The sequence below is a fragment of the Acidovorax sp. Root219 genome (assembly GCF_001428665.1).
Classification (GTDB): domain Bacteria; phylum Pseudomonadota; class Gammaproteobacteria; order Burkholderiales; family Burkholderiaceae_C; genus Acidovorax.
In genome coordinates this window covers 85,718-101,074 of sequence record NZ_LMIJ01000046.1, presented here as the reverse complement: position 1 = coordinate 101,074, position 15,357 = coordinate 85,718, and the positions used below count along the sequence as shown (strand labels likewise).

13 protein-coding genes are annotated in these 15,357 nt (G+C 67.3%); 2 read left to right on the top strand and 11 right to left on the bottom strand.

Features of this window, described 5'->3' with window-relative positions:
- Positions 1-38 precede the first annotated feature (38 nt).
- Both ASE28_RS28945 and ASE28_RS28940 read left to right on the top strand, forming a co-directional pair.
- Positions 39-1,043: a TRAP transporter substrate-binding protein gene (locus tag ASE28_RS28945; protein WP_082604398.1), complete on the top strand. Its 1,005-nt coding sequence runs from the start codon at positions 39-41 to the stop codon at positions 1,041-1,043.
- A 2-nt stretch (positions 1,044-1,045) separates the two neighbouring features.
- Positions 1,046-4,690: a hydantoinase B/oxoprolinase family protein gene (locus ASE28_RS28940; protein WP_157422180.1), complete on the top strand. Its 3,645-nt coding sequence runs from the start codon at positions 1,046-1,048 to the stop codon at positions 4,688-4,690.
- Positions 4,691-4,700: 10 nt separating this feature from the next.
- On the opposite strand, the gene mnhG is transcribed toward ASE28_RS28940, so the two are convergent.
- The 11 genes from mnhG to rpsA form a co-directional block, all read right to left on the bottom strand.
- A complete protein-coding gene (gene mnhG / locus ASE28_RS28935) occupies positions 4,701-5,078 on the bottom strand; it encodes a monovalent cation/H(+) antiporter subunit G (RefSeq protein WP_057205889.1) in 378 nt (125 codons plus the stop codon).
- Positions 5,075-5,353, bottom strand: coding sequence for a K+/H+ antiporter subunit F (locus ASE28_RS28930; RefSeq protein WP_057205891.1), 279 nt, complete (start codon positions 5,351-5,353; stop codon positions 5,075-5,077). Before ASE28_RS28930 ends, mnhG begins: the two co-directional genes overlap by 4 nt.
- A complete protein-coding gene (locus tag ASE28_RS28925; RefSeq protein WP_057269525.1) occupies positions 5,350-5,844 on the bottom strand; it encodes a Na+/H+ antiporter subunit E in 495 nt (164 codons plus the stop codon). The genes ASE28_RS28930 and ASE28_RS28925 overlap by 4 nt, the downstream gene beginning before the upstream one ends.
- Positions 5,844-7,562 (bottom strand): monovalent cation/H+ antiporter subunit D, encoded by a 1,719-nt coding sequence (locus tag ASE28_RS28920; RefSeq protein ID WP_057269524.1) that lies wholly within the window; start codon positions 7,560-7,562, stop codon positions 5,844-5,846. Before ASE28_RS28920 ends, ASE28_RS28925 begins: the two co-directional genes overlap by 1 nt.
- The gene (locus ASE28_RS28915) at positions 7,562-7,927 is read right to left on the bottom strand and encodes a Na+/H+ antiporter subunit C (RefSeq protein WP_057269523.1); all 366 of its coding nucleotides are present in this window, start codon (positions 7,925-7,927) and stop codon (positions 7,562-7,564) included. Before ASE28_RS28915 ends, ASE28_RS28920 begins: the two co-directional genes overlap by 1 nt.
- Positions 7,927-10,908 carry a monovalent cation/H+ antiporter subunit A gene (locus ASE28_RS28910; protein ID WP_057269522.1) on the bottom strand — a complete coding sequence of 994 codons (2,982 nt, stop codon included), beginning with the start codon at positions 10,906-10,908 and terminating at the stop codon, positions 7,927-7,929. The genes ASE28_RS28915 and ASE28_RS28910 overlap by 1 nt, the downstream gene beginning before the upstream one ends.
- Positions 10,909-11,045: 137 nt before the next feature.
- Positions 11,046-11,453: a helix-hairpin-helix domain-containing protein gene (locus ASE28_RS28905; protein WP_057269521.1), complete on the bottom strand. Its 408-nt coding sequence runs from the start codon at positions 11,451-11,453 to the stop codon at positions 11,046-11,048.
- A gap of 77 nt (positions 11,454-11,530) precedes the next feature.
- Entirely contained in the window at positions 11,531-12,685 is a 1,155-nt protein-coding gene (gene lapB / locus ASE28_RS28900; protein ID WP_057205903.1) for a lipopolysaccharide assembly protein LapB, read from the bottom strand.
- A 5-nt stretch (positions 12,686-12,690) separates the two neighbouring features.
- Positions 12,691-12,951, bottom strand: a 261-nt coding sequence (locus ASE28_RS31720) for a lipopolysaccharide assembly LapA domain-containing protein (protein WP_157422179.1), incomplete at its 3' end; no start/stop codon positions are given.
- A 112-nt stretch (positions 12,952-13,063) separates the two neighbouring features.
- The gene (locus ASE28_RS28890) at positions 13,064-13,414 is read right to left on the bottom strand and encodes an integration host factor subunit beta (RefSeq protein WP_057206225.1); all 351 of its coding nucleotides are present in this window, start codon (positions 13,412-13,414) and stop codon (positions 13,064-13,066) included.
- Between the two features lie 73 nt (positions 13,415-13,487).
- A complete protein-coding gene (gene rpsA / locus ASE28_RS28885) occupies positions 13,488-15,173 on the bottom strand; it encodes a 30S ribosomal protein S1 (RefSeq protein ID WP_057205905.1) in 1,686 nt (561 codons plus the stop codon).
- Positions 15,174-15,357 lie beyond the last annotated feature (184 nt).

Genomic DNA, 15,357 nt, shown 5'->3' with positions numbered 1-15,357 from the left:
TGTGGTGGTGCATGTTCATCCACTTCAAGGGAGCATTTATGTCTGTGCAGCGACGTGATTGGCTGGGTGGCGCAGGTGCCACCGTATTGGGCGGTTGCCTGGGTCTGGTGGGCGTGGGTGCGCGCGCCGCGGTGCAATGGAAGCTGGCCACTGGCTACAAGCCGGAAACCTTCCACACCCAGAATGCGGAACTTTTCGCACAGGACGTGGGCAAGGCCTCGGGCGGGGAACTGGCCATCGCCGTGCATTCCAACAACAGCCTGGTCAAGCTGCCCGAGATCTTCGGGGCGGTGCAGTCGGGCAAGGCCGAGGCAGGCGAAGTGCTGATGGCTGGCATCGTCAAGGACGTGCCCCTGGCCGGGGCCGACTCGGTGCCCTTCGTGCTGTCTACCTACAAGGATGCGCGGCGCCTGTGGCAGTACCAGGCGCCGCTGATCGAGACGGCTCTGGCCGCCAAGGGGCTGGTGCCTCTGTATGCCGTGGCCTGGCCGCCGCAGGGCCTGTTCTCGGTCAAGCCGGTGCGCACCAAATCAGACTTTCAGGGCCTGAAGATGCGCACCTACAACGCCACGACGGTGCGCATTGCCGAGCTGCTCGGCGCCACACCGGTGGATGTGGCCACGGCCGACATTCCCAAGGCCCTGGCCTCGGGCCAAATCGAAGCCATGATCACGTCGTCGGCCACCGGGGCCGAAAGCCAGGTGTGGACGCACGCCAAGTTCTACTACGAGCTCAATGCCTGGATTCCGAAGAACATGGTTTTCGCCAGCAAGAAGGCCATGGATGCGCTGTCTCCCGCGGCGCGCAAGGGGCTGCTGGACTCGGCCAAGGTGGCCGAGGACCGGGGCTGGACCATGAGCGAGGCGGCGCTGCGCAATGCCGTGGGCGACCTCAAGTCCCATGGCATGGCCGTCGAGCGCCTGTCGCTGGACCTGGGCCGCGAGATCGGCCGCCTGGGCGAACGTTTTTCACGCGAATGGGTGCGCACCGTCGGTAACGACGCCACCCGATTGTTCATTCCTTTCTACACACAGACTTCATGACGATGGCATCTTCCGCCTCCACCCACCCCGCACGCTGGCAGTTCTGGATCGACCGCGGGGGCACTTTCACCGATGTGGTCGGCAAGCGGCCCGACGGCAGTCTGGTCACGCACAAGCTGCTGTCCGAGAACCCCGAGCAGTACAAGGACGCGGCCGTGGCCGGCATCCGCCACCTGCTGGGCCTGAAGGCGGGCGAGCCGGTGACCCCCGAGGTGGTGGAGTGCGTGAAGATGGGCACCACGGTGGCCACCAATGCGCTGCTCGAGCGCAAGGGCGAGCCCACGCTCCTGATCACGACCAAGGGCTTTCGCGATGCGCTGCGCATCGCCTACCAGAACCGCCCGCGCCTGTTCGACCGCCACATCGTGCTGCCCGAGCTCTTGTACACCCGCGTGATCGAGGCGCAGGAGCGCATGGGCGCGCATGGCGAGGTGATCGAGGCGCTGGACGAGGCGCACCTGAAGGAGCGCCTGTGGGCCGCCTATGACGCCGGCCTGCGCAGTGCGGCCGTGGTGTTCATGCACGGCTACCGCTACACCGCACACGAAGAAGCCGCCGCCCGCCTGGCGCGCGAAGCCGGCTTCACGCAGGTGAGCGCATCGCACGCCACCAGCCCCATGATGAAGCTGGTGAGCCGCGGCGACACCACGGTGGTCGATGCCTACCTCTCGCCCATCCTGCGCCGCTATGTGGAGCAGGTGGCCAGCGAGATGCCGGGCGTGCCGTTGTTCTTCATGCAGTCTTCGGGCGGCCTGACCGACGCGCATGCCTTCCAGGGCAAGGATGCCATCCTCTCGGGCCCGGCTGGCGGCATCGTGGGCATGGCACGCACGGCCGGCCTGGCCGGGCACCAGCGCGTGATCGGCTTCGACATGGGTGGCACCTCCACCGACGTGAGCCACTATGCCGGGGAGTTCGAGCGCGAGTTCGAGACCCAGGTGGCCGGCGTGCGCATGCGTGCCCCAATGATGAGCATCCACACCGTGGCGGCGGGCGGCGGCTCCATCCTCGGCTTTGATGGCGCACGCTTTCGCGTGGGCCCCGAGAGTGCCGGTGCCAACCCCGGCCCGGCCAGTTACCGCCGTGGTGGCCCGCTGGCCGTGACCGATGCCAACGTGATGGTCGGCAAGATCCAGCCGGCGCACTTTCCGCGCGTGTTCGGCCATGCGGCCAACGAGGCGCTCGATGGAGACGCGGTCGTGCAGAAGTTCGCCGACCTGTCTGGCCAGACGGGCCGTGCCGCAGAAGATGTGGCCCACGGCTTCATCCAGATCGCCGTGCAGCAGATGGCCAATGCGATCAAGAAAATCTCGGTGGCGCGCGGCTACGATGTGACGCGCTACACCCTGCAGTGCTTTGGCGGGGCGGGTGGGCAACACGCCTGCCTGGTGGCCGATGCGCTGGGCATGACGCGTGTGTTCGTGCACCCGTTGGCGGGCGTGCTCAGCGCGTACGGCATGGGTCTTGCGGACCAGAACGTGATCCGCGAGCAGGCAGTGGAGTGCAAGCTGGCACCCGAGGCCCTGGCGGGCATCGAGTCCACGCTGGAGCGCCTGGCCACGGCCGCGCGCTCCGAACTGGAGCAGCAGGCCGGCGACGGCACTACCACGGTGCATCGGCGCGTGCATGTGCGCTATGAGGGCAGCGACTCTGCTTTGATTGTTCCATTTGGCAGCATCGAGGCCATCACGGTCAGCTTCGAGGCTGCCTACCGCCAGCGCTTTGCTTTCCTGATGCAAGGCAAGGGCCTGGTGGTGGAGGCCGTGTCGGTCGAGGCCGTGGTGCCGGGCGATGCGCCCGAGGAGCCGCGCCATGCCCTGCAGCCCGCGCGCGAGGTGCCGCGCCGCAGCACGGTGCGCATGTACACCGGCGGCACCGACGGCGTGGCCGCCTGGCATGACGCGGCCCTGGTGGTGCGCGAGGACCTGCGCCCCGGCGACGTGATCCCCGGCCCGGCCATCATTGCCGAGAAGAACGCCACCACCATCGTCGAGCCCGGCTGGGAGGCGCAGCTCACCGACCTGGACCACCTGCTGCTGGAGCGCCGCGTGGCGCGTGCCGTGCAGCACGCCGTAGGCACCACGGTGGACCCGGTGCTGCTCGAAGTGTTCAACAACCTGTTCATGAACATCGCCGAGCAGATGGGCCTGCAGCTGCAGAACACGGCCTACTCGGTCAACATCAAGGAGCGCCTGGACTTCAGCTGTGCGCTGTTCGACACGGCGGGCAATCTGATCGCCAATGCGCCGCACATGCCGGTGCACCTCGGGTCCATGGGTGAGAGCATCAAGACCGTGATCCGCGACAACGCGGGCCGCATGCAGCCGGGTGACGTGTACGTGCTCAACGACCCGTACCACGGCGGCACGCACCTGCCCGACATCACGGTGATCACGCCGGTCTATATCGGTGAAGAAGCCGAGCCCACCTTCTACGTGGGCAGCCGTGGCCACCATGCGGACGTGGGCGGCATCACGCCGGGCTCCATGCCTCCGTTCTCCACGCGCATCGAGGAAGAGGGCGTGCAGATCAACAATGTGAAGCTGGTCGAGCGCGGCGTGCTGCGTGAGGCGGAGATGATCGCGCTGCTCGAGAGCGGCGAGTACCCTTCGCGCAACCCCCAGCAGAACATGGCCGACCTGCGCGCGCAGATCGCCGCCAACGAAAAGGGCCAGCAGGAGCTGCGCCGCATGGTGAGCGAGTTCGGCCTCGATGTCGTGCAGGCCTACATGCTCCATGTGCAGGACAACGCCGAGGAATCGGTGCGCCGCGTGATCACGCGCCTGAAGGATGGCCAGTTCACCTTGCCGCTGGACAATGGCTCGCAAATCACCGTTGCCGTGCGTGTGGATGCCAAGAACCGCAGCGCCGAGATCGACTTCACGGGCACCAGCGCGCAGCAGACGCACAACTTCAATGCGCCCACGGCGGTGTGCATGGCGGCCGTGCTCTACGTGTTCCGCACCCTGGTGCAGGACGACATTCCGCTCAACGCAGGGTGTCTGAAGCCGCTCAAGGTCATCATCCCGCAGGGCTCCATGCTCAACCCCAATCCGCCGGCGTCGGTGGTCGCAGGCAACGTGGAGACCTCCACCTGCATCACCAACGCCCTTTATGGCGCGCTGGGCCTGATGGCGGCGGGGCAGTGCACCATGAACAACTTCACCTTCGGCAGCGAGCGCTACCAGTATTACGAGACCATCTCGGGCGGCAGCGGTGCCGGCGGCGTGTGGGATGCCTCGGGTGCGCTGGTGGACGGCTTTGCCGGCACGAGCGTGGTGCAGTGCCACATGACCAACTCGCGCCTGACGGACCCCGAGGTGCTGGAGTTCCGCTTCCCCGTGCGCCTGGAAGGCTACGAGATCCGCAAGGGCTCGGGCGGCGCGGGGCGCTGGGCGGGCGGTGACGGCGGTGTGCGCCGCGTGCGCTTCCTGGAGCCCATGACGGCCAGCATCCTCTCCAATGGCCGCCACCGCGGTGCTTTCGGCATGGCCGGCGGCTCGCCGGGGGCCGTGGGCGTCAACAAGGTGGTGCGGGCCAATGGCAAGGTGGAGGCGCTCGACCACATCGGCCAGGCGCAGATGCAGCCCGGCGATGTGTTCGAAATCCACACCCCCGGGGGTGGAGGCTTCGGAACCCCGGGCTGACCGCCGGGGCCTACAGGTCCTTGCGGCCGGCAGGCGTGACGCTGCTCAGGCTGGGCGGCACGTCCTGCCCGGCCTGGCGGGCCCGGAACAGGGCTGCACGCATCAGGAAGATCGAGGTCACCGGCACGGTGACCGCCACGAAGCCCGCGATCAGCAGCGCATGCAGCGCCAGGCTGCCATCTGCGACGGAGAAGTAGATCACGGTGGCATGCATGATGCACCAGCAACCCATGGTGGCGGCGATGGACGGGGCATGCAGGCGCTCGAAGAAGGTCGGCAGGCGCAGCAGGCCGGTGGCGCCGAGCAGGGCCATGCCCGCGCCCAACAGCACCAGCGCGGCGATCACGATCTCCAGCCACAGGGGCAGCAGGGCGGCGGTATTCGTCATTCGATCACCTCGCCGCGCAGCAGGAACTTGGCCATGGCCATGGACCCGACGAAGCTGAACAGTGCCAGCAGCAGTGCCGCCTCGAAGTAGTTTTTGCTGCCATACAAGAGGCCCAGCACCAGCATGAGCAGCATGCCGTTGAGGTACATGCAGTCCAGCGCCAGCACCCGGTCCTGCGCCGAGGGGCCCTTGAGCAGGCGGGCCAGCGCGCAACCCATGGCCAGCACCAGCATGAAGAGGGCGGCGGGGAGCGCCCAGTCGAGGATGGGGGTCATGATTCGAATATCTCCATGAGGGGGTGCTCGTAGCGCCGCTTGATCTGGGCAATGAACGCCGCTTCATCGTCCACCTCCAGCACGTGCAGCATCAGCATGCTGCGGTCCACCGAGAGTTCGGCCCAGGCCGTACCCGGGGCGATGCTGACGATGACGGCCAGCACCGCAAGGGCATTGGCATCGCGCAACTCCAGGGGAATCTGCACGAAGCCCGAGGGGTGGCGCCTGCGGCCGGGCGACAGCAGCAGCCGGGAGACGGCGATGTTCGATTGCACAGTGTCGGCCATGACGGTCAGCGCCAGGCGCAGCGCCGCTCCTGGCGCGCGGATGCGCACGGGCAGGGGGCGCAGGCCGGCCGTGAGCAGCGGTATGGCGAGCGCCAGCACGCCACCCAGCACGATGTGGCCGGCGCTGACCGAGCGGTTGAGCAGCAGCCACAAGGCGAGCAGCGCCAGCGACAGCAGGGGGGCGGGGAGGATGCGCTTGATCATCACTGCGGCCTTCCGTTGGCGCCCGGTGCCGTGCCGGGCGGGTTGGGGACGGGCCTGGCGGACATCACGGCCTTCACATAGGTGCTGGGCGCGTGCAGGGCATCGGCCGTGGCCTGGGTGTAGCGCATCACGGCGCCGGCCTGCCAGGTCAGCAGCGCGCAGCCGGTGAGCAGCAGGGCAATGGGCAGGCCTTCGAGCACCAGCAGCTTGGGCGACGCACGCCCGTGCGATGCCCAGAAATGCCGTATGCCGGCACGGGTGAGCGCGATCAGCGCCAGCAGGCCCGTGCCCACCATCAGTGCCAGCAGCGCCCAGCCCGCAGACCCGAGCACGAGCCCGCCCGATGGCCCCAGGCCCAGCGGGTTGATCAGGGCATGGATCATGGCGAACTTGCCCACGAAGCCGGGCAGCGGCGGCAACCCGGCGATCACCAGCGTGCAGGCCATGAAGGCCAGGCCCAGGAAGGCCACGGCGGCGGGGATGACCCGTCCGATCAGCACCTCCTCCTTGTCGTCCAGGTTCAGGCCCTGCGCGGGCACCAGGTCGGGGGTGAGGAAGGGGGCGTCATCGGTCTGCTCGTAGGGTGCGAGGTTGGAGCCATCGTTGCGCCAGCGGTCGATCAAATCGGTCAGCAAGAAGAGCGCGCTCACGGCCAGCGTGGAGCCCAGCAGGTAGTACAGCAGCCCGGCCGTGAGCAGGGTCTGCCCGAAACCCAGCGCCGCCAGCAGCGTGCCCGACGAGAGGATGGCCGCGTGGCCCGCCAGGTGCCCCAGGCGCTGCGAGCCCAGCATGCCCACGGCGCCGAAGACCATGGTCACCAGGCCCGCGCCGATGAGCCACTGGCTGCCGAACTGGGCCGAGTCGCCGGCATCGCTGCTGAACATCAGCGTCCACAGCCTGAGGATGCTGTACACGCCCACCTTGGTCATGAGCGCGAACAGCGCACCCACGGGCGCAGTCGCCGCGCTGTAGGCCGGCACCAGCCAGAAGTTGAGCGGCCACACCGCGGCCTTGATGAGGAAGGCCACGGCCAGGATGCCGGCCGCCGCATGCAGCAGCCCCCGGTCGGACGGGTCGATGCCCGCGATGCCGCGCGCCAGGTCGGCCATGTTCAGCGTGCCGGTGATGCCGTAGAGCATGGACACGCCGATCAGGAACAGCGACGAGGCAGCGAGGTTGATGGCGATGTAGTGCAGGCCCGCTGACACGCGTGGCCGGCCCGAACCATGCAGCAGCAGCCCGTAGGAGGCGGCCAGCATGATCTCGAAGAACACGAACAGGTTGAACAGGTCGGCCGTGAGGAAGGCGCCCGCCAGCCCCATGAGCTGGAACTGGAACAGCGGGTGGAAGTGCACCCCCGCCTTGTGCCAGCGTGCCACCGAGAACAGCACCGTGGCAAGCGCCACCGTGCTGGCCAGCACCAGCATCATGGCCGAGAGGCGGTCGAGCGCCAGCACGATGCCGAAGGGCGCCGGCCAGTTGCCCGGCAAGTACACCCCCAGGCTGGTCTGCACGCCGGGCTGCTTGGCCTGCACCAGCAGCAGCACGGCGATGACCAGGCCGAGGAAGGTGGAGCCCACGTTCATCACGACTTTGGTGCGCTGGCGCTCTTCGCGCAGCAGCAGCATGAGGCCGGCCGTGAGCAGCGGCAGCGCAATCGGCGCCAGGATCAGGTGCGGCATCAGCAGCGCCGTGACATGTGCGGTCAGCTCGCCCATCATGGCATCTCCTGCGCGTCTTTGGCGCTGGTGCCGTCCACGTGGTCGGTGCCCGACATGCCGCGCGAGGCCAGCAGCACCACCAGGAACAGCGCCGTCATGGCAAAGCCGATGACGATGGCCGTGAGCGTGAGCGCCTGGGGCATGGGGTCGGCGTAGTGCGCCAGGTCCTGCGGCAGCCCGGCCCGCAGGACCGGCTCCTTGTTGATGGCCAGGCCCAGGCGGCCCATGCTGAAGATGAACAGGTTCACGGCGTACGACAGCAGCGCCAGCCCCATGATGACCTGGAAGGTGCGCGGGCGCAGCAGCAGCCACACGCCCGAGCCGGTGAGTATGCCGATGGCCAGGGCCAGAATCAGTTCCATCAGTGGGCTCCTTGGACGTTGTTGTGGGGGGCAGTGGCGACCGATGCGGCGGCCATGGCAGCGGCCTGCTCCTCCAGCGCTTCCTCGGCAGCGCGGGCGTTGTAGCGGTGGCTGCGCACCGACTGGTGGGCAATGGCCGTGAGGATCAGCAAGGTGGAGCCCACCACCAGCGTGAACACGCCGATGTCAAAGAACAAGGCGCTGGCCACGTGCACCTCGCCCACCACCGGCAGGTGCAGGTGCGCCGTGTGGCTGGTGAGGAAGGGGTAGCCCCAGAGCAGCGCCCCCAGGCCCGTGGCCAGTGCGATCAGCAGGCCGGTGCCGATCCAGCGGCGCGGGTACAGCGGCAGGTGGGCTTCGACCCACGAGGTGCCGGACACCATGTACTGCAACACCAGCGCTACCGAGAAGACCAGCCCGGCCACGAAGCCGCCGCCGGGCTCGTTGTGCCCGCGCATGAAGAGGTACACGGCCACCAGGGTCGCAAATGGCAGCAGCAGGCGCACCAGCACGGCGGGCACCATGAGGTAGCCCACGGCGGTGTCCATGGTCTGGCGCGGGTTGGCCAGGTCGGTGGCCACGTCGGCGGGTACGGCGCGCTGCTGGGGCGGCAGGTCCATCACCTCGCGCGCCGGGCGAAAGCGCCGCAGCAGCGCATACACCGTGAGGGCCACGATGCCCAGCACCACGATCTCGCCGAAGGTGTCGAAGCCGCGGAAGTCCACCAGCATCACGTTGACCACGTTGGTGCCGCCGCCGTCGGTGAGCGCACGCTCCAGGAAGAAGGTGGAGGTGCTCTCGGGGAAGGGCCGGCTCATCATGGCAAACGACAGCAGCGCCATGCCGCCGCCGGCGAGCAGGGCCAGGGTCATGTCGCGGTAGCGGCGCAGCTGGGTGCGGCGCTCCTGCGCCAGCGTGGGCACGCGCAGGCTCTCGTCGCGCCGGGGCAGCCAGCGCAGGCCCAGCAGGATGAGGATGGTGGTCACCACCTCCACCACGATCTGCGTGAGCGCCAGATCGGGTGCCGAGAACCACAGGAAGGTCAGGCAGGTGCACAGGCCCGCGCCGCCCAGCAGTGTGAGCGCAGCCAACCGGTGGTACTTGGCTTGCCAGGCAGCGGCCACCGCGCACATGGAGCCCAGGAACCAGAGCACGGCGAACGCGGGCGACAGGGGAAGTTGCTCGCGCGCACCGATGGGCAGGCCGCGCACCCACAGCGGCAGTGTGCCTGCCACCAGGGCCGCGGCCACCAGCCACAGCATCTGCCATTGCAGGCGCCCGGTGCCCAGCAGTCGCCGGCCGTTGCGCCCGGCCAGCGAAAGCCGCGCCAGGGTGCGGTCAAACAACTGCTGACCGCTGATGTGGCGCATCAGCGGTGGTGCGTCGAGCGCGCCGCGCGCACGCAGCCAGCGCAGCAGCAGGTACAGCGCAATGCCGCCCGCCAGCGCCACCAGGCTCATCACGAACGGGGTGTTGAAGCCGTGCCAGACCGCCAGGCTGTAGGTGGGCAGCTCGCCCCCCACCACGGGCCGTGCAGCGGCCTGCAGCACGGCGCCCACGGACCAGGCAGGCAAAGTGCCCACCACCAGGCAGGCCAGCACCAGCAGCTCGACCGGCACGCGCATCCAGTGCGGGGGCTCGTGCGGGGTGCGGGGCAGGTCGGTGGCGGGGGGGCCCCAGAACACGTCGACCGTGAAGCGCAGCGAGTACGCCACGCTGAAGATGCCGGCCACAGTGGCGGCCACGGGCAGCAGAACCTCGAGCCAGGGCACGGTGTTCACGAACACCGTTTCGGCAAAGAACATCTCCTTGGACAAAAAGCCGTTGAGCAGCGGCACGCCCGCCATGGCGGCACTGGCCACCATGGCCAGCGTGCCGGTGATGGGCATCATGCGCACCAAGCCCGACAGGCGCCGGATGTCGCGCGTGCCGCTTTCATGGTCGACGATGCCGGCCGCCATGAACAGCGAGGCCTTGAAGGTCGCGTGGTTCATGATGTGGAACACCGCCGCCACGGCCGCCAGCGGGCTGTTCAGGCCCAAGAGCAGCGTGATGAGCCCCAGGTGCGAGATGGTGGAGTAGGCCAGCAGCCCCTTGAGGTCGTTCTGGAACATGGCCGCATAGCCACCCACCAGCAGCGTGCACAGGCCCGCGCCACCCACCAGCCAGAACCACTGCTCCGTGCCTGCCAGCGCCGGCCACAGCCGCGCCAGCAGGAACACGCCGGCCTTGACCATGGTGGCAGAGTGCAGGTAGGCCGACACCGGCGTGGGCGCCGCCATGGCATTGGGCAGCCAGAAGTGGAACGGGAACTGGGCGCTCTTGGTGAAGGCGCCCAGCAGGATCAGCACCAGCGCCGTGAGGTACAGCGGGTGCGCCTTGATCAATGCACCTGCGGCCAGCACATGATCGAGGTCGTAGCTGCCCACGATGTGGCCCAGCACCAGCATGCCGGCCAGCATGCACAGCCCGCCCGTGCCGGTGACGGTGAGCGCCATGCGCGCCCCGCGCCGCGCATCCTTGCGGTGGTGCCAGTAGCCGATCAGCAAAAAGGAGAACAGGCTGGTCAGCTCCCAGAACAGCGCGATCTGGATGATGTTGCCCGAGAGCACCACGCCCACCATGGCGCCCATGAAGGCCAGGAAGAACGAGAAGAAGCGCGGCACCGGGTCGGCCGCCGACATGTAGTAGCGCGCATACAGCACCACCAGCGACCCCACCCCGAGCACCAGCATGCAGAACATCCAGGCAAAGCCGTCGAGCCGTATCACCAGGTTCAGGCCCAGCGCGGGCAGCCAGGTGATCTCCTGGCGCAGCACCTCGCCGCCCGCGATCTGCGGAAAGTACAGCGCCGCCTGCACCGTGCAGAACAGGGCGATGAGCCCGGCCAGGGTGGACTCGGTGTTGCGGGCGTTGGCGGGCAGGATGGCCGCCAGAAGACTGCCGATGAAGGGGAGAAGGATGAGGGTGATCAGGGGCATGCCCGAACGATTTTAGGGTGTGCCTCGAAAGTCCCTTTGTGAAGTCCGGAGAGACGGCGCCTTCGGGGGGCTGGCGGCGCCCATGAAAAAGCCCGCCGAAGCGGGCCTGTACCTGGGTGCCAAGTGGGCGCTGCCTGCTACTTGGCTGTACTGGCTGCAGGGGCTGCGGGCTCGGCGGCCTTGTCCTTCTTGGCCTTGGGCTCCTTCTTGTCCTTGGCGGAGGATTTTTCCTTGGCCTTGGCATCTTCCTTTTTCTTGTCGGCCTTGGCCTGTGCGGCGGCGCTGAAGCGCTTGCCGTTGACCGTCAGGCCGTCGGCCGAGAATTTGGCCGCCGTCTTCTCGCCCACGCCGCCGACGCGGCCGATGAAGTCGTTCCAGTCCTTGAACTCGCTGGCCTTGCGCTCGTTGATGATCTTCTCGGACATTGCCGGGCCGATGCCCTTGATGCCGTCCAGTTCGGCCGCGCTGGCCTTGTTCACGTCCACGGCGGCAAATGCGGTGCCCGCAAACAGCAGGGCGATGATGAGCAGGAATTTCTTGAACATGGATACGACTCCCTCGGTATTGTGGTGCCGATCATCATATCGGTCGGCGCCCGGGGATCAAGTCGCTTGTGCCACCGCTACAGTTCTTCCACGCGCCGAGCCGGGTAGCTGTCCCAGGTCTGGCAGCCCGGGCATTGCCAGAAGTGCTGGCGCGCCTCGAAGCCGCAGGCCGCGCAGCGGTAGCGCGTGAGCGGCTTGACGGCGTGGTCCAGCGCGCGCTGGACCTGCGGGTGGAAGGACTCGTGCTCCAGCTTTTCGCCGGCCAGCCACTTGGCGGCGGCCACCAGGGATTTTTCCTTGTCCAGGTGGTCCACATAGCGCTGGCGGGCGCCTTCGCCTGCGCCCTGCGCCGTGTCGATGGCGACCAGACTTTCCAGCACGTCGAGCGATGGCGCGCTGTCGTAGTGCTCCTGCAGCAGTGCCTGGGCTTCCGTGCTGCGCCCGGTGCTGGCTGCGGCCTCGACCATCAGCGGTGCGGCCAGGGGCAGGGCGGCAGGGTTGTGTTCGCCCAGCGCCTTCAGGGTGGCCAGCGCGGCCGCAGGCTGGCCCATCAGGTGCTGCAGGCGCGCCATGTCGATGCGGGCGCGCGCGGCGCCGGGGGCGGCGGCCACGGCCTGCTCCAGCAGGGCCAGGGCGCCGGCATGGTCGGCCTGGCCGCTGAGGGTGGCAGCCTGCTCGCACAGGTAATGCGCCTGGCGGGTGCTGAAGTCGCCCTGGTCGGCATCGTGCATCTTGCGCGCGATGGTGGTGGCATGCGGCCAGTCGCGCGAGCGCTCGTAGATGGCCAGCAGGGCCAGGCGGGCCTGGGCCTCGAAGGGCGTGCCCTCCAGGCGGTTCAGTGCGTCTTCGGCCCGGTCGAGCAGGCCGGCCTTGAGGAAGTCGAGCGCCAGCGCATGCTGGGCGCGCTCACGGTCGGTGCGGCTGAGGTCGCCGCGCGAGAGCAGGTGCTCGTGCACGCGCACGGCCCGGTCGTACTCGCCGCGGCGGCGAAACAGGTTGCCGAGGGCAAAGTGCAGCTCCGAGGTGTCGGGGTCGTTCTGCACCGCCTCGATGAAGGCATCGATGGCCTGGTCCTGCTGCTCGTTGAGCAGGAAGTTCAGGCCCTTGAAGTAGGCCTTGGGTGCGCGCCGGTTCTCGGCACGCAGTTGGCGCAGGTCGAAACGCGATGCCAGCCAGCCGAGCACGAAGGCCAGCGGCAGGCCCAGCAAAATCCAGCTGAGGTCAAATTCCATGGATNGGCGGCCTTGGCGGGGGTGGCGGGTGGGGCCTGCTTGAGGGCCTGGCGGGCTACGCTGCGGTGCTTCCACCAGCGCGGCACCATGCCCAGCACGCCCACGATGAGGCCGGCAGAGAAGGCCGTGAGCACGACCAGCACCAGCGGCGCGCGCCACTGCGTGCCGAAGAAGAAGTGCACGGTGGCGTCCTGCTGGTTGTTCAGCGCGAAAGCGAAGAGGGTAAAAAAAATGGCTGCCTTGAGCAGCCACAGGAGGTATTTCATGGGGCTCCCCGGTGGTGGGGAGATTCTAAGGCGGCGGTGAAGCCGTCCCTGGGATGGTGCGCACCCGTGTGGGGAATGCGCGTCCCTGTGGGCGATCCGTTCGCCCGGCGTGTCAACCCGAGGTGCCCGTGGCCTTGGCCGCGGCTGCCGGGGCGGGCGCACCGTCGTCTTCCATCTCCGCTGTGCGCTTGTCCACGGCTTCGCGCAGGGCCTTGCCTGGCTTGAAATGGGGCACGCGCTTTTCCGGGATCGCCACGGCTTCGCCGCTGCGTGGGTTGCGGCCCATGCGCGGTGGACGGTGGTTCACCGAGAAGCTGCCAAAACCCCGGATCTCGATGCGATGGCCACGCACCAGCGCGTCGCCCACCGCGTCAAGAATGGTCTTGACGGCGTATTCGGCATCGCGGTGGGTGAGCTGGCCAAAGCGGGCGGCCAGTTCTTCAACAAGGTCAGAGCGGGTCATGGCGTCAATGTAGGGGTGAATGAGCAGCGGGCGCACTAGGCGCCCGCTGACTGACCTTCAAGGGGTCAGATTATCACTTGTCGGAGTTGTCCAGCTTGGCGCGCAGCAGGGCGCCCAGGCTGGTCGTACCGGCGCTTTCGCGGCTCGATTGCTGGCTCAGGTTGGCCATGGCGCCTTGCTCGTCGGCCATGTCCTTTTGCTTGATCGACAGCTGGATGTTGCGGGTCTTGCGATCCACATTGACCACCACAGCGGTGACTTCGTCGCCTTCCTTGAGCACGTTGCGGGCATCTTCCACGCGGTCGCGGGAGATTTCCGAAGCGCGCAGGTAGCCCACGATGTCTTCGCCGAGGTCGATTTCAGCGCCACGGGCGTCCACGGTCTTGACCTTGCCGGTCACCGTCTGGCCCTTGTCGTTCACGGTCACGAACGTGGTGAACGGGTCGCCGTCGAGCTGCTTGATGCCCAGCGAGATGCGTTCGCGGTCCACGTCCACGGCCAGCACGATGGCTTCCACTTCCTGGCCCTTCTTGTAGTTGCGAACGGCGGCTTCGCCGGGTTCGTTCCACGAGAGGTCGGACAGGTGAACCAGGCCATCGATGCCGGCAGCCAGACCCACGAACACGCCGAAGTCGGTGATCGACTTGATAGGACCCTTGACGCGGTCACCGCGCTTCGTGTCCTGTGCGAATTCTTGCCATGGGTTGGCCTTGCACTGCTTCATGCCCAGGCTGATGCGGCGCTTGTCTTCGTCGATTTCCAGAACCATGACTTCGACTTCGTCGCCCAGCGAAACCAGCTTGGCGGGAGCGATGTTCTTGTTGGTCCAGTCCATTTCGGAGACGTGCACCAGGCCTTCGATGCCCGGCTCGAGTTCGACGAACGCGCCGTAGTCAGCAATGTTCGTGATCTTGCCGAACAGGCGCGTGCTCTGGGGGTAGCGGCGGTTCACGCCCATCCATGGGTCGTCGCCCATTTGCTTCAGACCCAGCGAGACACGGTTCTTTTCGGTGTCGAACTTGAGGATCTTGGCGGTGATTTCCTGACCCGCCGTCACCACTTCCGATGGGTGACGCACGCGGCGCCATGCCATGTCGGTGATGTGCAGCAGGCCGTCGATGCCGCCCAGGTCCACGAACGCACCGTATTCGGTGATGTTCTTGACCACGCCTTGAACGATGGAGCCTTCCTTCAGGGTTTCCATCAGCTTGGCGCGCTCTTCGCCCATGGAGGCTTCCACCACGGCGCGGCGGCTCAGCACCACGTTGTTGCGCTTGCGGTCGAGCTTGATGACCTTGAATTCCAGGGTCTTGTTCTCGTAAGGCGTCAGGTCCTTGATAGGACGCGTGTCGATCAGCGAACCGGGCAGGAACGCGCGGATGCCGTTGACCAGAACGGTCAGGCCGCCCTTGACCTTGCCGCTGGTGGTGCCGGTGACGAATTCGCCGGATTCCAGGGCCTTTTCCAGGCTCATCCACGAAGCCAGGCGCTTGGCGGTGTCGCGCGACAGGATGGTGTCGCCGTAGCCGTTTTCGATGGAGCCAATGGCCACCGACACGAAGTCACCCACTTGGACTTCGACTTCGCCCTTGTCGTTCTTGAATTCTTCCAGCGGTACGTAGGCTTCGGACTTGAGGCCGGCGTTGACCACGACGAAGTTGTGTTCCACGCGCACGACTTCGGCGGTGATCACTTCGCCTGGGCGCATTTCGGTACGCTGCAGGGATTCTTCAAAAAGGGCGGCAAAAGATTCTGACATGTGTTTCCTTGCCACAAACAGGATTCCGGGAGCACCATTGCTTCCGTTTTTATAGCTGCTTGCGGTGGTTTTTTGCGGCAAAGCCGCGGTTAGGTGGTGGTTGATCCACAGGGCCCGTGCGCTGGTGAGCGAGCGGTGCCATTGGGGCCGTGCAGGGCTTGCGCCCTGGCTTGCAGCGCCTTGC